At 43.7% G+C, this 24,440-nt stretch carries 23 protein-coding genes; 2 read left to right on the top strand and 21 right to left on the bottom strand.

Translation table 11 applies throughout. The features are described 5' to 3' along the window. Positions 1-25 precede the first annotated feature (25 nt). The 6 genes from NST33_RS13860 to NST33_RS13835 form a co-directional block, all read right to left on the bottom strand. Positions 26-1,483 carry an alpha/beta fold hydrolase gene (locus tag NST33_RS13860; protein ID WP_339308335.1) on the bottom strand — a complete coding sequence of 486 codons (1,458 nt, stop codon included), beginning with the start codon at positions 1,481-1,483 and terminating at the stop codon, positions 26-28. Next, positions 1,480-2,484: an alpha/beta hydrolase gene (locus NST33_RS13855; RefSeq protein ID WP_339308333.1), complete on the bottom strand. Its 1,005-nt coding sequence runs from the start codon at positions 2,482-2,484 to the stop codon at positions 1,480-1,482. The genes NST33_RS13860 and NST33_RS13855 overlap by 4 nt, the downstream gene beginning before the upstream one ends. 217 nt (positions 2,485-2,701) lie before the next feature. After that, positions 2,702-4,072, bottom strand: a complete 1,371-nt coding sequence (locus NST33_RS13850; RefSeq protein ID WP_339184860.1) for a HAMP domain-containing sensor histidine kinase — start codon at positions 4,070-4,072, stop codon at positions 2,702-2,704. Continuing rightward, positions 4,069-4,743 (bottom strand): response regulator transcription factor, encoded by a 675-nt coding sequence (locus NST33_RS13845; protein ID WP_017688634.1) that lies wholly within the window; start codon positions 4,741-4,743, stop codon positions 4,069-4,071. The genes NST33_RS13850 and NST33_RS13845 overlap by 4 nt, the downstream gene beginning before the upstream one ends. 73 nt (positions 4,744-4,816) lie before the next feature. Further along, complete coding sequence (locus tag NST33_RS13840) at positions 4,817-5,350, bottom strand: GNAT family N-acetyltransferase (RefSeq protein WP_339308330.1); 534 nt, start codon at positions 5,348-5,350, stop codon at positions 4,817-4,819. 45 nt (positions 5,351-5,395) lie between these two features. Beyond that, entirely contained in the window at positions 5,396-6,001 is a 606-nt protein-coding gene (locus tag NST33_RS13835; protein ID WP_221819461.1) for a TetR/AcrR family transcriptional regulator, read from the bottom strand. Between the two features lie 281 nt (positions 6,002-6,282). On the opposite strand from NST33_RS13835, the gene NST33_RS13830 reads away from it, so the two are divergent. Next, positions 6,283-7,722, top strand: a complete 1,440-nt coding sequence (locus tag NST33_RS13830) for a DHA2 family efflux MFS transporter permease subunit (RefSeq protein ID WP_339308692.1) — start codon at positions 6,283-6,285, stop codon at positions 7,720-7,722. A gap of 101 nt (positions 7,723-7,823) precedes the next feature. On the opposite strand, the gene NST33_RS13825 is transcribed toward NST33_RS13830, so the two are convergent. The 3 genes from NST33_RS13825 to NST33_RS13815 form a co-directional block, all read right to left on the bottom strand. Continuing rightward, positions 7,824-9,056, bottom strand: coding sequence for a cytochrome P450 (locus NST33_RS13825; protein ID WP_339308328.1), 1,233 nt, complete (start codon positions 9,054-9,056; stop codon positions 7,824-7,826). Between the two features lie 215 nt (positions 9,057-9,271). After that, entirely contained in the window at positions 9,272-9,559 is a 288-nt protein-coding gene (locus NST33_RS13820) for a hypothetical protein (RefSeq protein ID WP_339308326.1), read from the bottom strand. Then, positions 9,556-10,698 (bottom strand): FAD-binding oxidoreductase, encoded by a 1,143-nt coding sequence (locus NST33_RS13815; protein WP_339308324.1) that lies wholly within the window; start codon positions 10,696-10,698, stop codon positions 9,556-9,558. The genes NST33_RS13820 and NST33_RS13815 overlap by 4 nt, the downstream gene beginning before the upstream one ends. Positions 10,699-10,992: 294 nt before the next feature. Between NST33_RS13815 and NST33_RS13810 the strand changes: the two genes are divergently transcribed. Next, complete coding sequence (locus NST33_RS13810; RefSeq protein ID WP_339308322.1) at positions 10,993-11,808, top strand: AraC family transcriptional regulator; 816 nt, start codon at positions 10,993-10,995, stop codon at positions 11,806-11,808. On the opposite strand, the gene NST33_RS13805 is transcribed toward NST33_RS13810, so the two are convergent. The 12 genes from NST33_RS13805 to NST33_RS13750 all read right to left on the bottom strand — a co-directional run bounded on the left by NST33_RS13805 (position 11,805) and on the right by NST33_RS13750 (position 24,400). Then, on the bottom strand, positions 11,805-12,446 hold the full coding sequence (locus NST33_RS13805) for an HAD family hydrolase (RefSeq protein WP_017688642.1): 642 nt from the start codon (positions 12,444-12,446) through the stop codon (positions 11,805-11,807). The genes NST33_RS13810 and NST33_RS13805 overlap by 4 nt on opposite strands. A gap of 39 nt (positions 12,447-12,485) precedes the next feature. Further along, positions 12,486-13,079 (bottom strand): DUF1349 domain-containing protein, encoded by a 594-nt coding sequence (locus NST33_RS13800; protein ID WP_237175519.1) that lies wholly within the window; start codon positions 13,077-13,079, stop codon positions 12,486-12,488. Between the two features lie 267 nt (positions 13,080-13,346). Continuing rightward, positions 13,347-14,591: an MFS transporter gene (locus NST33_RS13795; RefSeq protein WP_339308318.1), complete on the bottom strand. Its 1,245-nt coding sequence runs from the start codon at positions 14,589-14,591 to the stop codon at positions 13,347-13,349. Positions 14,592-14,683: 92 nt separating this feature from the next. After that, positions 14,684-15,715, bottom strand: coding sequence for an alcohol dehydrogenase catalytic domain-containing protein (locus NST33_RS13790; RefSeq protein ID WP_076211861.1), 1,032 nt, complete (start codon positions 15,713-15,715; stop codon positions 14,684-14,686). A gap of 42 nt (positions 15,716-15,757) precedes the next feature. Next, positions 15,758-17,065, bottom strand: a complete 1,308-nt coding sequence (locus tag NST33_RS13785) for an aminotransferase class III-fold pyridoxal phosphate-dependent enzyme (protein WP_237175520.1) — start codon at positions 17,063-17,065, stop codon at positions 15,758-15,760. Positions 17,066-17,102: 37 nt separating this feature from the next. Further along, positions 17,103-18,257, bottom strand: a complete 1,155-nt coding sequence (locus NST33_RS13780) for a glycosyltransferase (RefSeq protein ID WP_339308315.1) — start codon at positions 18,255-18,257, stop codon at positions 17,103-17,105. A gap of 368 nt (positions 18,258-18,625) precedes the next feature. Then, positions 18,626-20,245, bottom strand: coding sequence for a DUF4179 domain-containing protein (locus NST33_RS13775; RefSeq protein WP_339308313.1), 1,620 nt, complete (start codon positions 20,243-20,245; stop codon positions 18,626-18,628). Then, positions 20,229-20,747, bottom strand: coding sequence for an RNA polymerase sigma factor (locus NST33_RS13770; RefSeq protein WP_339308311.1), 519 nt, complete (start codon positions 20,745-20,747; stop codon positions 20,229-20,231). Before NST33_RS13770 ends, NST33_RS13775 begins: the two co-directional genes overlap by 17 nt. A gap of 232 nt (positions 20,748-20,979) precedes the next feature. Further along, entirely contained in the window at positions 20,980-21,546 is a 567-nt protein-coding gene (locus NST33_RS13765) for a helix-turn-helix domain-containing protein (RefSeq protein ID WP_036608234.1), read from the bottom strand. A 151-nt stretch (positions 21,547-21,697) separates the two neighbouring features. Next, positions 21,698-23,176, bottom strand: coding sequence for an ABC-F type ribosomal protection protein (gene abc-f, locus NST33_RS13760; protein WP_339308309.1), 1,479 nt, complete (start codon positions 23,174-23,176; stop codon positions 21,698-21,700). Between the two features lie 146 nt (positions 23,177-23,322). Continuing rightward, positions 23,323-23,451: a hypothetical protein gene (locus tag NST33_RS13755; RefSeq protein WP_339308307.1), complete on the bottom strand. Its 129-nt coding sequence runs from the start codon at positions 23,449-23,451 to the stop codon at positions 23,323-23,325. A gap of 109 nt (positions 23,452-23,560) precedes the next feature. Further along, positions 23,561-24,400 (bottom strand): MerR family transcriptional regulator, encoded by an 840-nt coding sequence (locus NST33_RS13750; RefSeq protein WP_221819472.1) that lies wholly within the window; start codon positions 24,398-24,400, stop codon positions 23,561-23,563. Positions 24,401-24,440: the final 40 nt, after the last annotated feature.

Raw genomic sequence — 24,440 nt, 5'->3', positions numbered from 1 at the left:
ATCTCCTGAATTTTAAGTGTTTTGGTTAGTTGATTTCTTCTGGGTCTACAAATTTCACCTCCGGATACAAGTCGTTTGGTCCCTGAATCAGATCTCCACCCGTTCCTTTCAGTTGCTTGTTAAAGAAATCGAGTACATATTGATTTACGATGTTTGCTCCTCTTTTACCATTGATATCTCCTGTAATGCCCGACAGTTTAATCAACTCCGAGTAGAATTGAAGATCCGTGAAATTGAAGTGCTGGGTTCCTTCTACATAGATCACTTTTCCCCCATGATTAATAACTTTTTTCATAATGTGCAGCTCATCTGAAAGAAATTTAGTTACTTCATCATCCGAATTTCTATCCATTTCAAAGTTGGCGAACCAGTCTTCAAAACTTCCCGATCGGATGAACATAAACGGCTTGTTTATATCATCTCTATTTTCCACTTCATATAGTGACCCATCCATATTAACCCCGGCCTTGATTCTATGATCTAAATACGTTGCATTAAACGCGGTTGCCCCCCCAAAAGAATGCCCCATCGCGCCGATGTGATCTAGATCGATTTTTCCTTTAAACTGACTTTCGATTGCACCTGAATTCAGCTTTTCGATTTGATCGATTACAAACTCCACATCTTTCGTCCATATATCCCCTGTTTTTGTACGTTCATCTAGTGTAGTTGTACTTTTTTTATAATCCGTTACACGGCCATCTGGAAAAAGGGTAGCAAGGGTGCTATACGTATGATCGATGGTGACCACGATATACCCATGACTGGCCAGATTCTCGGCCTGTGATACATGTAGAACTCTACTGGTTCCCATACCATGAGATAGTAGTACCACGGGATAAGGACTTGTAGAAGGTAATATTTCTACATTTTCATAAGAGTTAGTTTGGCTATACTTCCAGTAGTCGAGCACAAATTCAGGTAGTTTTAAAGAAGCAGAGAAGCTTTGAATATACTTTTTGAACCTCTCTTTATCTTTTGGAAACAGCGTGTCACGCTTGTTATTATTACTGTTTTCAGTTGGGTACCAAACTTGGATCATTAGTTCTCTCTTATCGCTTTGATCTTCTGTGAAGATTTCGTCTCTGTTCTGGTCTGTTAAATGAAATGTTTGAGTACCCACCTTCTCTGGACCATCAAGCTTCGGCAGATTAAAAACAGGTAAGCATACAGACAAGACGGTAGAACCAACAAGCAGAATAACGATTAAGGAAGATAAACTATATTTCAAGAACTTCCCTATTTTAATATTTACCATCTTCTGGGAATGTCTGAATAATACGATGATTATGATTAGAGCCGTCATGATGTATACCACAAGCAACTGCCATCTATATCCCTCAACCAGCAATTGAACTACGAGTATAACGCTACTTCCTATTCCCAAACCCCAGCCTGTTTTCTTTGCACTTCTTTTAATAAATAGTAGGTCTACGAGTAAAGCAAAACAGGATAGAACTAACAGTATCTCAAATAATCTCAATTGAATTCCTCTCTCTCATCACGGATCATAAATGCTCTGACACCTTCAGCAATTTCTTTGGCATGGGAACGATACAAATAATGATTTGCTTCCAGCAGCACCACTTCACCACGCACAGAGTTCTCTAGTAACTTCTCGTGTTCCGGAACCCAATTGTCTGCTGCCGGATGATTCTTTTGAACAAAGAAAAGAACTGGAAGATTAACAGGGAACGTTAGTTGTTCAGCTGCTTTAAAGTTGGAATACATACTTTCTGCCTCATTTAATTGCGTGGTATTATACATATTTTTGCGTATCAGAATGTTCAATTGTTCTTTCGTTTGCTCATCATAAGGCAGTCCATCATAAGGGTCAGCACTCAGTTTCAGTTGCACTCGGGCGAAACCCAAGTTGCGGAACCATTTAATCGGTTGTGTGTCTGATGAATCAATCTTCTGTTCACTTATCGCTGGAACACTGCTATCCAACCCGACATATGCACTTACTTCATCTGCATATTTGTTCACGTAATCCAGGCTATAGATCCCCGAAATGGAATGACCCATGAGGATATAACGATCAATATGTAGACGCTGTAACGCTTCATGAATTTCACTGACGATATTTGCTGTGCTGCGTTCCTTTTCAGTCTGATCACTCAATCCGTAACCAAAGGGCTCAACAACGACAACTTTATAATATGGAGATAACTCGGAGATGAGAGGCTTAAAATCAAGCGCTGGTGCCGCTGTTCCAAAACCAGTCAGAAGCACAATTGTTTCCTCGCCTTCCCCTTGAATGAACACATTCATATTTTTTCCGTCTACGGATACATGTTGACCATACGGCTCCATTCTTTGTTGCTCCGAATAACTGCTAATTTTATTGACGGTATATACGATAGCTACAAAAAGTAGGATTGCTATAATGATTGCGCATAGTACTTTAAACAAAGTGCTTAACACTTTCTTGATTTTGCTTTTACTCTCTACTTCTTTGTCTGCTTGTTGTTTCACATTCATCTGCTCCTATCCTCATCTGTATATTGGCCTAACAGTCTTCTTAAGAAATCCTATTCAACAAAGATGTACTCCCCATGACCGGAATATGAACGGAGTATGAACAAGCAAAAAAAATGCCATATGTAACATACAAGGAAGCTTGCATGTTACACATGACATGAACATTCGGTCTAGGATATTCCGATAGGTATTCTATTCATTGGCCTATGCTGAGAGCCTAAGTATCCGTTGGTGGATGGATGGGTAACGTGATCATAAAGGTTGTGCCTTGACCAGGTTCGCTTTCCACACGGATATCCCCCTGATGAAGGGACACGATCTGTTTAACGATAGCAAGTCCCATACCACTCCCGTCATATTTACGACTGTGGGAACGATCTGCCTTGAAAAAGCGCTCGAATATACGCTTCTGGTCTTCAAGGGGAATACCAATACCCGTGTCGGATATTCGAACAGTCACAGTTTTAATATCCACTTTGATACTGACTTTAATCATGCCGCCATCCTTGGAAAACTTGATGCTATTTCCGACGATGTTCGTCCATACCTGATTTAACTGGTCGTGATCAGCTGTTACCTTAACGTTCTCTAAATCAAGTTCGAAATGAATGTTGCGCTCAGACCATTGCGGTTGAAGCGCGACAATAACCCGCCTGATCTGTTCATCAAGGCTTAAGGAGCTCAGCCGTAGTTGCTGTGACTGCGATTCAAGCAAACTCAATTTGAGCAGGCTATCGCTCATTTTGGACATTCGTTTTGCTTCGGAGATGATAATATCCAGGTAACGGTTTCGCTCGTGTTCTGAGAGATTTACTTGCTTCAGTGCCGAAGCGTAACCGGATATCGAGGTGAGCGGAGACTGAACCTCGTGCGACACATTTGTAACGAATTCCCTCCGCATCTGCTCCAACTGCTTCAGGTCGCGCATCATTTCTTCAAAGCTCCGGGCCAACGTACCAATCTCAGTCGTTTGCTTAATGTTCAGCTTGACGTTGAAATCTCCAGCTGCAATCCGTTTGGTCGCTTGTGTCAATTTCTTGATCGGTCTCACCAGATATATAGAAGCAACCAGAATCAACAAGCTTCCTGCAATCAACGAACAGCTTGCGAAGATTAAACCCCACTTAATCACAAAAGAGGTTGAAGGCGGTGAGAGTGTCTCCAAAAACATCGCTTTTGTTTCCATCTCCGTTTTCAACGGTAATCCTATGAACCCTGTAGCAATCCCATTCGTTGAGTCTTGAACAACGCCCCCAGCTAACACTTTCTTTAGTTGCTCGCTCGTCACTGTAGCAGATTTATGTCCGTTAAGTTTTCCATAAGTCTTGAACTCACCTGAAGCTTCGAAAATTCGAATATGATAGGAGCTGAGCTGCTTCATTCCACTTACGTACAAGTCCGCCTCACTCTCTGGCAGGGCCTTATAGATCTGCAAAACGTCTTGGCCGAAGTTGCGTAAGTTAATTTGCGCGTTTTCGTTCAATTTTTCTTCGAATATCCAAGTAGACACAAAAAATGAAATGACCGTACCAGCGATGACAGACCCCAAAAAGGTCAGGACCACACGAATATATATGGATCGGATCATTCATAGACCTCAAGTCTGTACCCTAGCCCACGCACCGTTTCAATCCGAAAATCAGGTGTAGTCGCGAATCGTTCGCGCAGGCGTTTAATATGTACGTCTATTGTTCGATCATCTCCAGCGTAATCAATACCCCATATCTGATCGATCAATTGCTCACGTGTATAGACTTGTCCTGGTGTTCCAGCAAGCTTATACAGCAATTCGAACTCCTTAAGTGGTAACGTAAGCGACTCTGTGCCTCTCATCACCTTATACGTCTGGCGGTCCAGAATGACGTTGCCAAACTGGATTGTGTGAGTGGAGCCAATTTTGTATCGTTTCAGTAATGCTCGGACACGAGCGGTCAGCTCCAATGGATCAAACGGTTTGGTCAAATAATCATCCGTACCCAGTTCGAATCCTTTCACCTTCTCCCACGTCTCTCCTCTCGCCGTCAGCATGAGTAACGGAAGGTCGGGATTGGCTCTTCGGAGTTCTTTACACAGTGCCCAGCCATCCATGACAGGCATCATAATATCAAGGACGACCAGATCCACTGGAGTTTCGCCATATATAGTGAGAGCTTCTTTACCGTCCGCAGCTTCCACTGTGGTGAATCCATCGTTTTTGAGAAATAGACAGACGAGTTCACGAATGTTCGCATCGTCGTCTGCAACGAGTATAGTAGCCATAGTTTTTGTCTGTCCTCTCCGTTACGTTTAAATATATAGTTCAACTGATATAGTAAATAGTAAAACATCTTGCTTATAGTATATCCACAGCAAACATCGTATGTTCTTTCAACGTTCCCTGGATTGGCACAGGCTGCGACCCATTCTCCTTGAATCCTGCTTTTTGAAGGACACGGATGGAGCCTGTATTATCGGGCACAGCGCCAGCTTCGATTCGAGTAATTTCAGTTTCGTGTTTGGCAAATTCCAGTACACATTGCAGGGCTTCGCTCATATATCCTTTTCCTTGATGAAGAGTATCCGTCACATAACCAACGATCCATTTTGGGGTAGAATCCAGTATGATCTCGAACACGGAAATCTCACCGACAAGTTCATCCGTTGTATGTAGAAAAATACCAAAAGAATAGCGATTTCCTTCTTCTCTCTTCTTGTTCCAGCTCTCAATGAGTGACCTTTGCCCCTCCAAGCTATAGAAAGACTCATCCCGATTACTCGCTGAGATTCTTTCAATTTCCGCACGGTTGCGAACCTGTAGATCTAGAAGCAATGAGGCATCTTCCACATTCCAAAATCTCACATAGATACGTTCTGCACTATATTTCATTACATTATTCCTCCTCTATTAACCTTAGGTGCAATTGTAGCATGATTATATCAGGTCATTATAAGAGTACGAGCGAATCAACGAGAATTGTTTAGCCAGGAAATGCGGTGAATAAGGCATATCATTGCGCAGCCAGGAAACAATGGTCCCAATCAGGGCGGAAGAGCCGTACCAGATTGCGATTTCTTTGTGAATGCCGGACTCTTCCAGTTCATCCTCGATCTCCACCCGATCAATCTTGGCTTTGACCAGCGTACTTAACAATTTGAGCAGCCGTTCGGTAAAGATTGGTGTGCGCTTCGTGGCAAGTACCACCTGATAGAACGATGCGTTGTCTGCAAAATGCTCCAGCAACTTGACCAGAACAGGCCAAGCCTCTTCCGTTCTCTGTTTCTCAAAATGAGGGGCATATTCATCCACGATCCGTTCAATATGCTCGATCATCTCGTCAGCCATCTTCTCCATCATATCTGTAATATCCCGATAATGCAGATAGAAGGTTACCCGATTGATCGTCGCTCGTTCAGCAATTTTGTTGACTGACAACTTCTCAATATCCATTTCCTGCAGCAATTCAACAAATGCACCCCGGATTAACTGACGAGTTCGCAAAATCCTTGGGTCCACGGCCGATTTCTTCTCGTCTTTCACATGTATTCCTCCTTTAAATTTTAAACATTACAATTTTAAACGATAAGTCGTTTATTTTTGATTTACACAACAAATTTATTTTTTTTGTAAAATAAACAACGATAACACGCCATAACGTAAATTGTAATCTGTCCGAATATGTATATAATTTAATAAATACAATGTAAACTATACAACACGTTGTAAATTTAGTCACGTGTGGATTGAAAGGATGAAAAGGATTGAGTCAGGCTAGAGTACAAGAAGAATTATCCGTAAAGAAAGGCCCCATCCTGTTTATCATGATTTTGGGAGCCTTCCTTGCAACGTTGAATCAAACGATCATGAGTGTCGCTACACCGGAACTGATGGGTGATTTTAACATCTCCGCCGCAACAGCACAATGGTTAACGACAGGTTACATGCTGGTGAACGGGGTGCTTATCCCCATCACGGCCTACTTTATGCAACGCTTTTCAACCAAGCAATTATTCCAAGCTTCCATGTTTATTTTCCTGATTGGTACCATCGTATCCGCTCTTGCAGATAACTTTGGTACATTGCTGACAGGACGTATGATTCAGGCAGCGGGTGCCGGCATTATCATGCCGCTCTTAATGCACGTTATTTTGACCTTGTTTGCCCCTGAAAAACGAGGATCTGCAATGGGGATGGTTGGTTTTGCCATCATTTTTGCCCCTGCAATCGGGCCTACCCTTGCCGGTTATATCCTCGAGAACTACTCTTGGCAAACGATGTTCTACGGCATGATTCCATTAACTCTTATTGTCATTGCTTTTGCATTTGTATACCTGAAGAATGTATCCGAACGGGTCAACACAAAGTTCGACACCATCAGTGTGGTGCTCTCCACGATCGGATTTGGCGCATTACTCTATGGTTTCAGCAGAGCAGGAAGTCTGGGATGGTCAAGTGCAGAAGTTCTTATCTGCATTGGGGCTGGAATTGTTTCTCTTGCCCTGTTTACATGGAGACAGCTCGTTTCTGAAACTCCGCTGCTTGATCTGCGGGCATTCAAATACAACATGTTCTCCTTGACCACGGTCATTAGTATCGCGATTACAATGATCATGTATGCTGACATGATGTTACTTCCCTTGTATCTCCAGAATGCACGTGGTTACACTGCACTGGAGTCCGGATTATTACTCCTTCCGGGTGCGCTTGTCATGGGCTTCCTGATGCCAGTAGCCGGAAAATTGTTTGACCGATTTGGAGCGAAATGGCTCGCTGTTATCGGGATGGTGATCACCATCGTGACGACAATTGGTTTCATCGACTTAACGGATTCAACCAGTTATGGTTACCTGGTATTAATGTCTACCGGCCGCCGAATTGGTATGGCTCTGCTCATGATGCCGATTCAGACTGCGGGGCTTAACCAACTGCCACCAAGACTTGGTGCACACGGTACAGCTATCTCTAACACCGTCAGACAAGTGGCTGGTGCTGTAGGTACTTCATTGCTCGTAAGTGTCATGACCTCCCGTACAACGGCACACGTACAGGATATGATGGCGACTGGTGCAGCCAATGGTCTCAGTCAACAACAGCTTGCTACAGAATCCATGATCCAGGGTATCAATGATGCTTATGTTGTTATCATCGGTATCGCTGTTGTGGGATTGGTCCTTTCCTTCTTTATCAAACGCACCAAACAAGCGAAAGAGGAAGAAATCAAACAGGTGGTAAGACAAAAAGTTTCCATGAATTCAAATTAAGGTGTCCAGCCTCATACTTGCTTGCATAACAAAGCGGCAGATCAAGACGTATACGTCTGATCTGCCGCTTTTTAGGTTGTATCCCGTATGAACCTTTCCCTCTACCCAACGATCTTCACTGGCAGATGGGTCAACGACTGCCCCGGAGCTGAAGTGGCCAGATTATTCTCCAGATCAAATGAATCCACTGGTTCAATCCGCGCAATTTTCTCCACAAATGCCGTCAAGGCAATGCTGAGTTCCATTCTTGCCAACGGGGCACCCAGACAAAAGTGTGGGCCATTGCCAAAGGTAAGATGTTTTTTGTTATTACGACGATGAATATTCAGCTCAAAGGGGTCTTCAAACATCTGCTCATCCATATTGGCTGCACTCATCCAGGAGATCACAACATCGCCTTTTTTCAAATCCACTCCGAGCAATTGATTATCCTGCTTCACTGTCCGATGTCGCTTGGCATTGTGGAACCGATAACGGAGCATTTCTTCGACTGCGAGCGGAACCAACTCGGGATTCTGTCTTAGTTGATCATACAAGTTGGGGTCATCATACAGGAATGAATAGAATGTATTTGAAACCATATGACTGGTTGTCTCAATTCCAGCTCCGAGCAACAGCATGGTTGTGCGAACAACCTCATCCTCCGTGAACTTCTCACCTTCAACATCAACGTTCAACAGGTCGGTAATGATATCCTCACCAGGGTGGGTCCGTTTATGAACTACAATGGGGTATAGGAATTGATAATACTCTTGCGCTGCAGTTTGTTTTTTCAGTTCACTCTCCTCAGCCGTCTTTGGATTGGCGGGCTGAAACAGAATATCTACCCAGTTCTTGAATCGATGGCTGTCTGTAAGGGGGATACCGAGCAGATCGGCCATAACCATCGAAGGCAGTGGAGCGGCCAACGCTTGAACAATATCAATGGTCGTATTTGGCTCAATATCTGCTACCAGCTGTTCTGCAATGTTGCGAATTCGTGGCTCCCAGTTTTTCAGACTACGCGGTGTAAAAGCAGCAGATAACAACGAACGACTCTTTTGATGACGGGGAGGATCAATACTTGACATATTGAATTTGTCTGGAGGTGTGCCTTCATTGTTCTTTGCTCCAACGGCAATGGTCGTCCGGCTTCCTTCGGCTGAAAAATATTCATGATTACTGAGGACCTGCTTCACATCATTGTATCTGAACACATTCCAGGTGTCTGTATCTTCGTGATAGTACACAGGATGCTCGGACAGCATTTTTCGAAACCAGTGAAGTGGGAAAAACTCTTCAGATCTGGACTGAAACCCCGTGATGTCCTCAACGCGTATCACTTCTTTATACATTTGGAATCCACCTCTCAGCATCGTTTTGTGATTGGTTACATGGGTACCTGAATTGACAGTTCAGCACCTGATTCCATTTTATACCATACGTTCATTTATTGATATAAACCATTTGAACTAAATCATAAAAACCCCTTAACATAAGGGGTTTTTGTTTTATACGTATCGTATATTATTTCTGTCGGGGTTTCAGAAAGATAAGCCATACGAACCGATCAATCGCCTAGTTTCGCCAATGCTTCCTGTAGCTGTTCCAGCTGTGCAGACAGGGTTTCAATTAAATTCTGCGTTAGGCTTGCCTTCTCCATTATGATTTGCTCTTCAGAACTGTCTTCCGATGCATTCCAGATTGGTGATGACTTCAATGCCGACAATTCGCGTTTGTATGTTTCTTGTTTCTCCAAAGCTATGCGCAGCTTTTCTTTTGTCGTACCGATCTGATGCTCCAGATATATGATGTCGGACGAGTTCGCTCCCTCGGATAAACGTTGTGAATATGTCATGACTCACCTCTTTCAATTTCATCCATTGCTTTGCCAACAGTATAGGGCTCAATATCGATATCCAGCTCCATGCCGAGAGCGAGTTTCGCCAGTTGACTCCCGATAAAAGGACCCATGGTCAATCCAGAGGCTCCAAGTCCATTTGCGGTAATCAGACCTTGCCATCCTGGAACAGCCCCCATTACTGGTAGAAAGCCAGGTGTGAACGGACGGAACCCAACCCTTACTTCCTGGAATGTGCTATTTGCTAGCCCCGGTGCCAGTTCCAGACCTTTATTCAAAACTTCCTGCATGCCCCCTGCGGTTACTCTTGTATCATAACCTTCCACATCATTTTCATGAGTGGCACCAATCACAATCTTCTGTTGATCAAAGGCCAGCAGATATTGATCAGAAGGTGGCATGATTACAGGCCAGCGGCCTGTATCCTCCCCATCCGTGACATGCAGATGCATAATTTGTGCCTTTTGATAATGCACTTTAAAGTGTATGCCGAGTGGCTTCAGCAGTTCGTTGGCCCATGCACCTGCACAGACAACGACTTCATCTGCCAGGAAACTCTGATCATTAACACTCACACCAATGACCCGATTTTCTTCGAATTGAAGCATGGCGTCTCCATGGATCACTTCCGCTCCATTTCGCTGTGCAGACCGGATCAAGGCATCGCGCAGCGCCCTTCCATCTATACGTGCAGCACCGCTGATATGTACCGATTGATAACGTTCATCCAGTAGAGGAAAACGATCACGGGTTTCTTTGGCATCAAGAGGTGTAATGTCACCAATCTCCGGTGCATCTGCTTTGCGTAGATGGGCCCGCTCTTCCATCTTGTTAATTTTGTCCACATCCGTATGAATACTAAGCGCACCCACTTGAGCATAACCAGTTTCCGTTTCTCCTTCGCCTTCAAGCTCCGCTATGATGCCAGGATAGAACCGCGCACCAGCCTTGGCAAGCTGATACCAGTCCTGATTACGTCGCTGTGACAGCCATGGACAGATGATACCGGCAGCTGCATCCGTCGCCTGCCCTATATCTTTTCGGTCTATGATGACGACCTCTGCGCCATGTTTGGCTAATTGATAGGCTGTTGATGCCCCCAGAATACCCGATCCCACTACGATGACTTTCTTCATGTTTGCATCCCTTTCCTTAATCACTCATTCGTTATAGCGTATACCGTTTCGCATTCTGTTGGCAAGGCAGGCGTACTTTTAGATCCATAAATTGAGGCTGATCAGACCACAGTTCATACTCATTCATCCAAAAAGAATTGTTGAAGCATTCATATGAAAACGTTTTATATATTGCCCGTCATTCAATTAAAATTATTCCATTTATGTAATATAATTCTTTCTAGGTTTCTTTTAACGCTGTAACCACGCCACTTACGCACATGATCCTTTAACGAAAAGAGGAATAACACGACGATGCCGAAACCTAGTATGGGGAATCCGATGGATACCGATATGCCGCTCATGATTACAGGGCAAAACCAGTTGACCGTTGATGAATTGATGAATTGGAGCGACCATTCACGGGATTACAGCATTGTACAGTGCATCGGAGGAACAGGGCGAATCGCAGCAAAGAATCATGAATTTTCGATCAAAAAAGGGACCGCTCTCATTTTGTTCCCGGAGGTAACCTATCGTTACCACAATCTGAGTGATTCATTACGATTTGATTGTCTGTCTTTCAATGGCTATTTATTGCCACGGTTCTTGCATTCCTTGCAGATCGGGGAGCTGCGCGCCTTCAAGCCGGATGGAATGCTTCATATCCTGTTGCGTGAAATTACGTTGGCGCTGCAGTCCCGGCACAAGGATCAGATCTGGCACGTATCCGCATTACTGTACATGCTTTTGGTCAGATTAACCATTGAAGGTGAACGCTATAGTGCTTACGAACGTTCTGATGCCCGATTAAGATTGGATGAACTCATTACTTTTATCAAACAAAATTATCATCAGGATATCTCTCTCCCCATGTTGGCTGAGCAGATGGACGTTACCGAACAGCACCTGAATCGGATATTCAAAAAAGAATTTCAAATGACTCCATTGGAGTATCTGATGCGATATCGGTTGTTGAAAGCCAAGGAAATGCTCATCGAAAATGACGCTACGACCGCTCATGAAATAGCCAAAGCCGTTGGTTTCAACAGTGCCAGTTACTTTGGATCAGTGTTCAAAAAATACGAAGGGATCTCCCCTATCGAGCTACGCAAGCAGTATCTGGATTAGAGCGCCTCCATATCGATCTCGGCCAGCGAGGATAACCGCAGTTCATGCATGGCGAATTCCAGACCACGCGTTACCTCGTTAGGTACGATGATACAACGAATACCTGCCGCATTGGCTGCCTTTAAGCCATTAGGTGAGTCTTCGAACACAATCGCTTCGGAAGCCTCGATCCCAAGACTCTGGAGAGCAAGAAGGTACAGTTCAGGGTCCGGTTTCACTCGCTTCACATCCTCGGATGTATGAACGACTGTGAAATAATCAAAAATGCCTAATTTCTGCAAGTAACCATGCACCCAATCTCGTGTGGAGCTGGAAGCAACCGCAAGCTGAATCCCCTTCTCCCTCGCAGACTGAAGCAATTCATGCACCCCTGGAAGAATAGCAGCTTGTCCCAAATAGACTTCGTATTTCTGTTCTGATAACAGCTTGATATGATCATGATCTATCTTTTTTTGGAGCGCCTGCTCCAGATACAGGAATGGATGAAATTCCTCAAAGGATGTCCCCACATTTTTCGACCATAACTCCAGACCAAGTTCAACTCCGTGCTCTTCATAAATATCGCGAAACGCATAATACCAAGGTGTCTCTGTATCCACAATGAGTCCATCAAAATCAAATATAAATGCTTTTACCATGAACCTGTTCTCCCTCCAGTGATCGGCCAGGGGAGCGGATTAGAAACGTGCGGTCAAGTCCGGATGAGTAACGTTCACGGATAAAAAGTGACACGTACAGCCCGTTCCAGTCGGCGACTGAACAACTAATCCAGCTCGAAGTTCCCCTTGTATCGGCATGCCGAAATAACGAATTAGTTTCCACTCATCCCCATCGGGTGAATAAAAGAATGATATGCAGCCCTCTACTTTGCGTATACGCAGATAGGGATTAGGTACGGAGACTTCCACCGAATTACAATCATCGGATGAACCATCACGTGTCACCACCGACACGATGGTAGGCACTTTACCATCATACTCAAAACAAATTTTGCACCAGTTAAGATCATCCGCCATCACCATCAGACATCCGGAATCATATTGATTTTTCATATCTACGGTTAATTGGGTTGTGATTTCGAAATCGCCAGGCACAGGCATGGACAAGAAAGGAGCAGTTGCACGAATGTGCTTCCCCGCTGGATCTTGGAAAAAGTCGGTGTCCGCCTTCGCTTCCACCAGCACACCTCCCTGATCGGTATAGGACCAGGTTTCGGGCTCGTTCATCCAACTCCATTGCTTCCGTGCTTCTGTTGTCATTATGTTAGTCATTTGTTAGCAGCCTCCCAAGTTAAAATATGTTCTAGAGGTAGTTCAAAAAGTACGCTTTTGATTACTAAGGATGCCTAGTGGCATCATCAGCATCGAATATGGCATTCAGCCGAAATGTCCGTTGCTCACGTAGTTTTCCTACGCTCCGCTACTCCATTTCTAGCTTCATCCCATCTTCTCGGTACTGAAAACCGCTCTTTTTGAACATGCATTTACTCATTTTTTTCTGTACTACATATTCGCTCCAGATACAGTAAACCCCTTTTTCTACATATTTTTGTAAGGTTCCAGCACTTGGGGGTGCTTTTGCGGATCTGGCAGGAAGAACATAATGACCATGAGTACAACGTATAGACCAAGAATGACACTGAACAACAGTGTTGGATTGTGATGGTAGAGCAAGCCCGTCAGGTAACCGGATGGAATGGCTGTAAGTGTCATGACGGTCTGCACGGCCGAGAACATATCGGCTTTCTCATGCGTACCCAATCGGTTCATCAACAAGGAATCCCGGTACGTCTGCAAAATGAAGTTACCCGCAGCAAGCACGATTAGCGTGAGAAACAACATCCCTATATTCCCCACAGGGATCAATAGAAACAGAATGGCTCCGGCCGTGCTAAGCACGATGGAAAAACCAACATACTTTTCTTCGGAACGCCGTTTCAGTCTCGGAATGATGACCAGATAAAGCAGCATGACGGTTACCGCAGTCACTACTGGGATAAACGAAATGACACGGTCATCAAACTTCAACTGTTCCTTGAAGAAAATAACCTGAAAGAAATTCAGCTGCAGAATCAGATTGGATAACACCGTAATCAGGATAATCGGAAAAAGTCTCCGTTTGTAGAACGTTTTGCCGAACAGGCGCAGACTGGAACCCAAACTCTGAAGCACGCGGGTTTTACTATGCAATCCCATAAGTTCCTTGCCAACTTCAGTCTCATCCGTGTATCGGTTACGAATGAAAAACATGGCGGTCATGAGGATGCCTCCGACAAAGTAAATGCTGGCGAGTGTAGGCACAATACCATAATCAGCAATGACAACTCCGGCAATCGGCGTGAGTACCCCAGCCCCTGTAATAATCATGTTGAGAATGGCAAATACCTTGGATCGTTTGTGTTCCTCCACATCCTCTATGATCAGACAGTTAAAGGCGACCGTTACAAACTTGGATGTAGCATTCAGTAAATAAGCGATCAGGAACAGCCAGAAGTTCTGGGAGAAGGCCCAGATGAACATGGGAACACTCCAGGCAAGCAGATCAAAGATCAGTGTTGTTCGTTTGCGCCCCAGCTTATTCGTAATAGAACCCGCAAACAATTGAAAGATAAAGGCAAAATAAAGATTCACCGAATTGATTAAACCGATTTCTATGTCCGAAAGTCCGGCTTCCTTCATATATAAAGGAGCGTAAAAGAGAACGATCGTGCCCGGAATGGCCCATACCGGTTCGAGTAAAATGGAGTAGCGTGGATTCTTCGGCAAATCTTGAAGCAATTTCAATCGATATCCCTTCCTTCTGCGGTTTTCACCGCTGCGAATTCCAACTTCTCGCAGCGGCAAACCCGCTAATGTCTACATGCTTATAGTACCTCTTATAGGATAAGAGCTGTTTTCACCGAATTCATCGGCAGTTTCTCTCCAGTATGCATGTCATAACCAATCGTTCCATTAAAGGCCTGTTCATAATCACTCAGCAGTTCCTTGGCTGTCACCATCTGTTCCAGTTCCGGGATACTTTGGGCAAATTTCAGTGCCGTACTGATCATCGAGTGATTAGCTACCGCGCCAATGATACTTATACCATCATTAATCACGGCTGTTGATTTGAACGTCACCTCATAGCTATCGTCATATCCCATCGGAATAATTTTGCCGCCTTTGGCAATCAGCTCAAACCCTACATGAAGCTGGTTACCAACCGCGTCCACTACAATATCAAACTTTTTGTTATTATTGATCTCGTATACTTTATCCAGTGTCAGATCCTGAGGATAAAACACATGATCCGCGATCCCTGAAGCGAACTCTTTGCGGTATGGATCAACTTCCGTGCCTACAGTAAGCCTCGCCAATCGTTTGCTCACAAGCTGACACAGGGAACCGATGGCACCAGAACCGAGGACCAGTACAGAGTCACTGGGCTTAGTCCCTGCTTTCATGAACGTCTGAAGTACACATCCCAGTGGTTCGATCATCATGGCCGTTTCCCAACTCATGGAATCCGGGATGGCATAGATATACTTTTCGTCCCCGACAAAATATTCGGCAAAGGTTCCGTGTGTCGTCATCCCTACTTGGTAGTCATCAAAATTCTCGCAGTAGATGAACAGACCCTCACGGCAGTATGAGCAGGTACCGCAAGATTGCGTGGGATCAACCAATACCCGATCACCGATCTTGAAACCACGAACTTCGTCGCCCACCTCAACCACTGTACCTACACCTTCATGACCAATGATCGTTCCTTTATTCGCCGGCACTTTGCCTTTGACAATATTCAGATCTGTCCCGCAGATGCCGGAACCATAGATTTTAATTTTTACCTGGTTTGGCTTTTGAATGGTTGGCTCATCAATCTCCTGGTAAGTCACCTGTTTGAGATCTTGATATACGAGTGCTTTCATTGAATAATTCCTCCTAGTCGATTGTCGTTTATGATCTATGGATTAAGCTTCAAACGTTTTCGAAAGTTGCATCGCATGAAGATGTTCCTGCTTCTGAATCTCTTTCCAGTCTGACAGGATCTGCAACAGCGCTTCCTCGACCCACAGCAATTCTTCCCGTGTATGGGCATCGGAGAAAATAAAGTAACCTTTGGTGAAAATGCCGAAGTGAGCCATTCTCTTCACCATGAACTCGCGGAAAGGGTCTGTCTGGAAGTTATCTTCAGCCAGGGATTGAATGCAGAAGCTTGCATACGTCCCTCTCACTTCCAATTGATCCGTCAATCCGAGTAACACAAGTTCAGATTCCAGACGATCCATGATCCGGGTTGCCGGATCACGCCAAGTCGGCCATACTTTCGCATTTTTCATTAATCGTTCACAGGCAATCGCTGCCGCGAGCGCTGTCGTTTCGCTGGAATGGGCATTACTGAATCTGACCTGTCCTGACAAAGACATCAAGTGCTCAGGTCCCATAACCGCTGCGAGTGGTAAACCGTTTGCCATACCCTTAGAGATACAGAGCAGATCAGGCCAGATGTCATATTCTCCTGCTGTAGCCTGCTTGCCCATTCGAATACCGGACGTTACCTCATCGAATATAATAATGATGTCCAGAGACCGACATAGGTTTACGGCTTGCTCCAGCGCGTCCTTTTTCCACTCGTTGGGGCACAGAACAATACATGCGATATCCTCGGGAGATGAGGTAATCTGAGCCTCAATTCGCTCCGTAGTAGGTTTGTTGATCCAGATCGTTGAACGCTCGATATCCACCGGGATGCCACGTTCTTTCGTCTGGCCACCATAATAACCGTAGGCAGACCAGTCGTGCCACCCATGATACGCTGTTGCAATAACCTTGCTTTTGCCACTAGCGGCACGGGCCAGACGCACGGCCCCACTCACTGCATCAGCACCACTCTTGGTGAAGCGCAGCGATGGATAACGACCCTCGAACCGATCCAGAATCAACTCGGCACATTCAAGCTCGATGTCGGCAGGTAAAGAAAAGCTTGTCCCTTTTTTCAACTGGTGAATGACGGTTAATTGGACTTCATGTCTGGCATGGCCCCATGACGCCGTACCCATGGCCATCTCACAATCCAGCCATTCATTCCCGTCGATATCTGTAAATCGGGAATTATAAGCCTCTGCACAACATACGGGGGTATGCCCCGGAAATAAACGTTCAGGTGCTTTGGCTAAAGTGCTGCATCCGCTCGGAATTACCTTTTCGACTTGTTCCAACCACTCCAGATTACGGGTAAATCGTACGGCACGATCGAGCGTGCTCTCTTTTTCTTTCACCTTAAGTACCTCCCTGTTTATTTTCGTTGTGAGTGAATTACCGAACTTTGGTTCCAGGCCAGCATCCATCGTAGATGCGATCCATCGTGATCACATTGCCATACAGGTCAATGATCAGATCCTTGGCTCGATGAGCATGTCTCATCTCAATCCAGTAGCGGTTCTCCAGCAAACGGGCGAAATTGTCCACCAAAAACAGTAACCGGTTCTCATTATGAATCAGTTCCTTGCCCAGTACCTGTGGCAGCCAGATGGCCCCATTGGAATTAAAGCGGTTTGAATAGTCCCGTACTTCGGCTACATTTGCAAATTCGGCTTCCTCTAGCTTGGTCCAGAATGTATCGGCATCACTTCGAACCTCGGCAAGGTCAATCCCGACAATCGGCAGATGCTGGTATTCCTCTTGGCTTTCCAGCTGTGCTTTCAGATGACTGAAAACGAATGGCCACACATCAGCCTCGATTTGACCGCCCCACTTTTTCCAGAAGCGTGCCAGATTGTTCTTACGGTTGAAGTTGCGGTGAATGCCGCTGCTGCGTTCCCAGTGATACGCCTGAATATTTGGGTTAATGACCGTATCGTATCCGGCAGCTCGTGCCCGCATCTGATAATCAAAGTCCTCGTATCCGTTAAAGAACTTCTCATCGAGGTTGCCGATGGTCTCATACACCTCCCGCTTCATGCCAAACATGGCGAACACCACCAGTTGAACAGAGAAGGTTTCTTTTGGGATGTCATCAGGAGATGCGTTCAGGAACAGGTGTCGGCCGATGGTGTCCGCAAAAGCAATGCCGCAATGCTGCACGCCTCCTGTTTGCGGATACAACAGAACCCCTCCAATCATGCCAATCGTAATATCGCTATCCAGTGTCTCTTTCATCATCGGTTGCCAGTTCGGTTGAAGAATGGTGTCAGAATCCAGGAAGAAAATGTACTCTCCCTTGGCAAGACTCAGTGCGCTATTAATCGACACGGCGCAACCGAGTGGAAAATCATGCTGAAGAATCTCGATGGTCACACCTTCTCTTACTTCTTGCTTCAGTTTATCCAGATGTTGAAAGACTGCTGAGCCGGAACCATCGTTGATGAAAATAATCTGAGTGGATGGGCTTACCGTCCGGAGCAGCGAATCTGTGAACAGGTTCAAAATGTTATAGTCCTGGTTGACTGGCACAATAATGGTGTAAAGCATGGAATCCCTCCTGATTTGGGTTGATGGAATGAGTACATAAGCTGATTCGAACTGCACAATTGCTGGTGTTTCTGTCCGGCCCCCCTTGCTTGAATATTTTGTCTTTATTTGGTAATGATTTGAATCTACTAGAAATTTATATCATTTTTTGTAAACTGGAAATCTTAAATTCTGAACGCTGTTAATATTTGAATATGTGAGAAAATCAAGTCTTTGCAGCTTGCGCACTGAGAAACGCTGATGTGAACACAAAAAAACACCCTCAAAGAGTCTGTGTATCTACCGATACAGTTGACTTTTTTGGGGTGTTCGCAATTATATCCGTATTCAATTGAACGTTCTAGCCTGACTTTTTAAATAAATTTACCTTATAGTTTAACTTCTACGTTCCGGTGTGGATCGCTATATTTATATATACCAGGATTTAGTTCAATCCTTCCGTCAAGTGGAATACCCTTGTAGGTATCAATGTAAATTCCTGAAGATACCATGCCCTTAGGTGTAACTTCAGGTACCACTTCTTTGCCGTTAATACGTAACATAGTTTGGTTCACACCTCTGAAACTAGGAGTTTTGGAATATGACTCTACAATTAAATTCTCCCCATCCGTATAATAAGAGAATTGTATTTCAAGTCCATCGACAGTGAGTTTGGTGTACTGCTTTTGTTTCTTGGGTTCATTTAAATGAATCCAGTTTTTAGTGGTATCTCGTTTCTCAACAACAGCATCTTTTAAAATGAGTTTCATTGGAACATCAGACCAGTTTTGATACCACACAGGGGATTCAAATTGGAGTAAATGCTGATTATTTTCAGAATGCCCCCCTTTTGTGGTTTGCACCCCCGTGATTGGTTTATCATCTATAATCATCTGAATCGATTTATATTGAACAATACCTTCTGAATATGAACCTTCTTCATCGATTAGAATCTGGAGATCCAAGGGGGTTATTTTGAGTTGATCTAAAGTAACTCCTGTTTTTTCTTGGAATTCAGGATTGGTATACAATTTTTTAGTGTAAATAGACTCACTTGCTTTTTTCCCATTTGCGACAAAATCGAATTTCCAAGTACCTGTCAATCGTTTTGCTGCTTCCACATAATTGAAATGAAGGTTCGCATTCGCCCAATCCGCTTCCGTTATATCAAATACCTGTTCAATCAACAATCCTTTTTCTTCGTTAGGCAAGATGGTCGGAATAGCATCTACAACCTGGGACCCGGTATGAACTCTCAAGCGAGGATTGACGCTTTCCAAATCTGATGATGCTACCTCGACTTTATAACGGATGACCGTTTGATTATCTGCATGTCTAACCAATTCAATATGAATCGCCGGAAACTGTGAAACACCAGTAACCATTGATTTCCCAGTATGTTGATTAGATTTCAGAAAAATATCCCTATTCCGATAAAGAATAAGATTTTTTGCTTCGAATGTAAACTCTTTGGTACCGCCCTTTAAAGTATCAGCTGTTTCATAGATCCCAATGAGTTTCTGACTGTCAGGATCGCGCCCCAAATAACCATATACGTTCGCACTCGCATCGGATTCTCCTATTATAGTATTTTCCTCAGTCGCAAATTCACTGTATGGAGAGAGATCGATTGATGTGTCCAGAGATATCAGCATCTTCATTTTTTCACCATCTGTTACAACACCGCTTAGATTCATTGTCACACCTGAACTAGCGGACTGAAGATCATATTGCTGACCGATACCATTATTTATTGCACTTGCGACGCCTCTACCTCCGATTCGATCCCAATCAATCGTTATACTGGCGAATACAGGAATAGCAACAAGTAAGAAAAAAGTGAAAATGATGCATATAGGAATTGCTTTAGCTCGATATCCAGTAGGCTTTTGTGAAGATTCCAGATTGACTCGTCGTTTATGTGCTTCTTTTTCAATGGTTGTCCACATCAAGTCATAATCCGGATGAGATATATTTTTTTCCTTATTAGAATTAGAATACTGATTCATTATTACTCAGCTCCTTTAGTTGAGGTTCAACCATTTTATTGAGAAGTTTTAATCCTTTGTTTAATCTGGATTTTGCAGTCCCTTCAGGTATGTTCATAACTTTAGAGATCTCAGGTATAGTCAAATCATTGATAAATCGAAGGACAACAACCGTCCTAATCTTGTCAGGAAGCCCACTATATAATCCTCGTAGCTCTTCTTTTGTTTCCCGATGGTATACACCCTCTTCCACAGGGTTATAACTCTGGGATTTGGACAACAAATAATGCCGCACTTCTTTCAACCATCCAGATTTCCGTCTTCTCATAACGCTATGACACTCATTTGAAGCAATCCGCAATATCCATGATTTCATGTTCCTTACCTTAGTTCTGTCAGCCAAAATAACTTTGACAAATACTTCTTGGCAAATGTCCTCGGCATCTGCTTGATTCTTCATCAGATAATAACAGAAGTAATAAACTTGCTCTTTGTACAATTCAAAAATTTCTCTGTCAGTCATTCTATCCCCCCCCTTTGCCGTGTTTTCATTAATAAGACAAATAATGTTATGTAATCGTTCATTTTGTTTATAGTTGGTTTTGCTAAATTCTCGGATACCTAGAATAGATTAGTTCAATATCTCTACTTGAACAGGCCTATATACATGTAAACAAGCAAAAAAAGCCGCTAAATTAGCGACTTTATGAAATCATTTGGTCATTGAGTAACGAGCTGATGCTGTTGAGTTAGTCTCACCTCTGCTTAAATCCATGATAAAACGTATCCACCACAAGCGCGGGGGCTGCTTTTCTCGCGATATGACCACTTACAACCTGCTGCCACGTCAGGAACATGATGGAATACAGCACATCGACAATCCAGGTTTTATCGAGATCGGAGCGGAAATAACCTTTCTGTTGTAACAGACCGACCGCATGCAGTACCGGTTCTCTCAGTTTCAGATCTGCTCCTTCAATTTCGGGATTATAGTTAATGGTGGTGTCATGAGCCAGAAAATATATTTTGTCGCCTAATGGAATCAGCGCCTCGATCAGCTCAGGTATGTACTTTTCACAGTGCTCCTCATCCAGTTGGATTTCTTTCATGGTCTCACTGACCACCTCGATTGCGCGTAATCCGAGATATACCATAAGCTGTTCGCGGCTTTCCACGTATCGATGTAACGTCGCGATCCCGATTTTTGCAGATTCTGCAATTTCATTCATGGAAGCATTCGGTTTTTCAATCAGCAATTTGGTGGCCTCGTCCAGAATGGAATGTAGCCTTGTTTGTTTGATTGTTGTCATTTCTTTTTTCATAGGTATTACACCTCTTGGCGAATTAGTCTACAATTGATCTGATCATCCATCATATGATTGGATGAGATTATAAAATTATAGCATATTTCCTCACGAGTAATACTAAAAGCCGCCATTTGGCGGCTCTTAGCATGGTTATCTTTCACGTTACTTACAGTTCGATGATTCTCGTTGCGATATTTGTACAAAATTCACGATCATGCTCTACAAAAAGCAGGGTTGGCGAGTATTCCAAGAGTAAGTCTTCGATCTGCATACGTGAAATAACATCTACAAAGTTTAGTGGTTCATCCCAGATATGCAGATGAGCTTTCTCACTAAGACTTTTGGCAATGAGCACTTTCTTTTTTTGCCCTGCGCTGAACGTTGAGATATCTTTCTCCAATTGCAGTCTGGAAAAATCCAACTTTCGAAGTATCGATTTAAACAGGCTTTCATCAATCCCCTGTGTGGCCGCATACTCAGATAAATGCCCTCCAAGATCAGATGTGTCCTGCGACACATACGAGATTTTAAGTTGATGATCCTTTCGGAAAAGACCTGTATAAGGGATATCTTCACCACAGATCAGTTTAAGAATGCTTGATTTGCCAGATCCATTTTTACCGTATAGGGAAATACGATCCCCTTTTTCAACCGAGATACTGACATCCTTACACACCGTATTGGAGCCGTATGATATCGACACATGTTCCAATTCAACAAGTTCCTGCTTGTGAAACTCCAGCTGATGAATCTGTAAACGTTCTGCACTCTCGATATTTTTGAGAAGTTTGGATTTCTCTTGAATCGCAGATTGCTGCCTTTGTTCGATATTTTTGGAACGTTTCATCATTTTGGCAGCCTTGTGCCCAATATATCCTTTATCCACCTTGGAGCCGGAATTTCTCGTACCGTTTTTGGTTTTTTCAACTTCATGCGACCATCCACCGGTCCGTTTGGCTGAATCGGATAAACGCTTGATATCCTTTATTAATTTCTCATTACTCGCAAGTTCAAACTGATCTTGCCTTCTTTTATTTTCCCACCAAGCGGAGAAATTGCCTTTCTGAATCTCGATGTTACTTTTATTGATGGAAAGGATATGGTCCACGCTGTGATCCAGAAAGGATCGATCATGAGACACCAAAATAAATCCACTCTTGCTGCGGAGATAATCACCTACAATTTGTCTCGCATGAAGATCAAGATGATTGGTAGGTTCATCAATGAGCAGAAACCGATTATCCTTCAGGAACAAAGCAGCCAGCATCACCTTTGTTTGTTCTCCGTTGGATAACGTATCAAAAGGTCGATACAACACATCTTCTGACACTTTTAACAGGTTAAACTCGCGCACAACTTGCCAGTGCAGATATTCAGGATGAATCTCACCGATGACATCAATGGTCATGGCTCCCTTATCTTCTACCTGGAAAGGAAAGTATTCAAAGCTAACATTCGCCGAGATATGTCCGCTGTATTCATATTTGCCAAGCAACAGATTAAGGAATGTCGTTTTGCCTCTGCCGTTCCTTCCGGTAAAACCCAATTTCCAATCGGAGTCCAACTGAAAACTAACATTTTCAAATATATTATCGTAACTGCCTTCATAGGCAAAGGTCAGGTTGGTAACGTTGATTAAAGACATGCATATCATCCTTTTTATGTGAAATATAAAAGTAAACTGATGGGATTTCACCATGGAACATGGCATGGATTCCCTCACTTTAATATTTGAACATAATCAGAATTTAGATTCGCTTATACAATAAAAGAAACCTGGCGATAAACCACTCAGCGCCAAGTAGATCTATGCATAGGAGGATAAAGTGTCAGATTCTGATTAGTCATATTGTGAACCATGCCACTGTTCATGTTCGTTGACAGGTCCACATAAACATCCACAACCTCTAATTCTGTCATCACTCCATACCCCCTTTGAAAACTCACAATTTATTACAGAAAACTTAACATGGAATACGCCATGGGTCAAGGCAGTACAGCCTCGATCTCATCTCCCATCCCCGTACCGTTAAACCATTGTGTTTTCTGGCTTACACACCTCTACGTAAATTTTGATGATGTACTCATCGGGATTACTTTCTGCGAAATAAGTGAGCAGGTCCAGTGCATACACATGTCCACAGACTCGCAGTCCCTCTTTTTCTATCTCCTCTTTCATGAGGGAATACGTCTCTGGCATGCTTTCGTATGAACCTCGATGATTCATGACGGCATACATCCCTTTTGGCTTAATCCATATCGTTTCCCCTGAAATGGGAGCTTTTATTTTGTTGCCAAAGTAATCCGGATAGTATTCTCCTGCCTCATAGTGCTTCTGAGTTAAGATCGTCCATACCGGAAACTCATAGTCGATCATCTGTTCATCACAATGGGTCCTGTATTCAATGAACTTACGGAAGAATTCCTTATCCCCATCCCCTTGCTCCAATCGAACAGTAATAAAATACTCCAGCTCACATTGTTCGATATGCAGCCCTTCAGGAGAAGCATCCGTGGCTTGTTTCGTCATTTCAATGGCACCACTTAGCAGCTTTTGCATACGTTTGATTCGTTGTTGCTCCAACTCAAGTGCTTTTAATTTCTGTTCAAACAGCTCAATTAACAATGGTGTATTCTGATTTTGAATGAACGACTTAATCTCTTGGAGTGAGCTTCCTGCCTTCTTCAGCACATGTATGACATCCAGCACATACGTTTGTTGCATACCATAATAGCGGTAGCCCTTGGCATTGGTATATTCAGGCTTTAACAGCCCAATCTCGTCATAATGAAACAAGGTATGTTTGGTCACTCCGCAGATCTTGGCAAATTCACTGGTGGTAAAATGTTGTGCGTGATGTCCAGCCATCTATGGCCCTCCATGTACATATGTAGTCTAAGTTTTATCA

Origin of the sequence: Paenibacillus sp. FSL L8-0435 (assembly GCF_037965655.1) — a bacterium.
In the GTDB taxonomy this organism is placed as follows: domain Bacteria; phylum Bacillota; class Bacilli; order Paenibacillales; family Paenibacillaceae; genus Paenibacillus.
Note: the sequence above shows the minus strand (reverse complement) of the source record. Positions and strands in the feature narration are given on the sequence as shown.

Bases quoted from the DNA above. Each gene is read 5' to 3' on its own strand.
- NST33_RS13855 (WP_339308333.1), bottom strand. From the start codon at position 2,484: ATGAATGTGAAACAACAAGCAGACAAAGAAGTAGAGAGTAAAAGCAAA.
- NST33_RS13850 (WP_339184860.1), bottom strand. From the start codon at position 4,072: ATGATCCGATCCATATATATTCGTGTGGTCCTGACCTTTTTGGGGTCT.
- NST33_RS13845 (WP_017688634.1), bottom strand. From the start codon at position 4,743: ATGGCTACTATACTCGTTGCAGACGACGATGCGAACATTCGTGAACTC.
- NST33_RS13840 (WP_339308330.1), bottom strand. From the start codon at position 5,350: ATGAAATATAGTGCAGAACGTATCTATGTGAGATTTTGGAATGTGGAA.
- NST33_RS13830 (WP_339308692.1), top strand. From the start codon at position 6,283: ATGATTTTGGGAGCCTTCCTTGCAACGTTGAATCAAACGATCATGAGT.
- NST33_RS13825 (WP_339308328.1), bottom strand. From the start codon at position 9,056: ATGTATAAAGAAGTGATACGCGTTGAGGACATCACGGGGTTTCAGTCC.
- NST33_RS13820 (WP_339308326.1), bottom strand. From the start codon at position 9,559: ATGACATATTCACAACGTTTATCCGAGGGAGCGAACTCGTCCGACATC.
- NST33_RS13815 (WP_339308324.1), bottom strand. From the start codon at position 10,698: ATGAAGAAAGTCATCGTAGTGGGATCGGGTATTCTGGGGGCATCAACA.
- NST33_RS13810 (WP_339308322.1), top strand. From the start codon at position 10,993: ATGCCGAAACCTAGTATGGGGAATCCGATGGATACCGATATGCCGCTC.
- NST33_RS13805 (WP_017688642.1), bottom strand. From the start codon at position 12,446: ATGGTAAAAGCATTTATATTTGATTTTGATGGACTCATTGTGGATACA.
- NST33_RS13800 (WP_237175519.1), bottom strand. From the start codon at position 13,079: ATGACTAACATAATGACAACAGAAGCACGGAAGCAATGGAGTTGGATG.
- NST33_RS13790 (WP_076211861.1), bottom strand. From the start codon at position 15,715: ATGAAAGCACTCGTATATCAAGATCTCAAACAGGTGACTTACCAGGAG.
- NST33_RS13780 (WP_339308315.1), bottom strand. From the start codon at position 18,257: ATGCTTTACACCATTATTGTGCCAGTCAACCAGGACTATAACATTTTG.
- NST33_RS13775 (WP_339308313.1), bottom strand. From the start codon at position 20,245: ATGAATCAGTATTCTAATTCTAATAAGGAAAAAAATATATCTCATCCG.
- NST33_RS13770 (WP_339308311.1), bottom strand. From the start codon at position 20,747: ATGACTGACAGAGAAATTTTTGAATTGTACAAAGAGCAAGTTTATTAC.
- NST33_RS13765 (WP_036608234.1), bottom strand. From the start codon at position 21,546: ATGAAAAAAGAAATGACAACAATCAAACAAACAAGGCTACATTCCATT.
- abc-f (WP_339308309.1), bottom strand. From the start codon at position 23,176: ATGTCTTTAATCAACGTTACCAACCTGACCTTTGCCTATGAAGGCAGT.
- NST33_RS13755 (WP_339308307.1), bottom strand. From the start codon at position 23,451: ATGACAGAATTAGAGGTTGTGGATGTTTATGTGGACCTGTCAACGAAC.
- NST33_RS13750 (WP_221819472.1), bottom strand. From the start codon at position 24,400: ATGGCTGGACATCACGCACAACATTTTACCACCAGTGAATTTGCCAAG.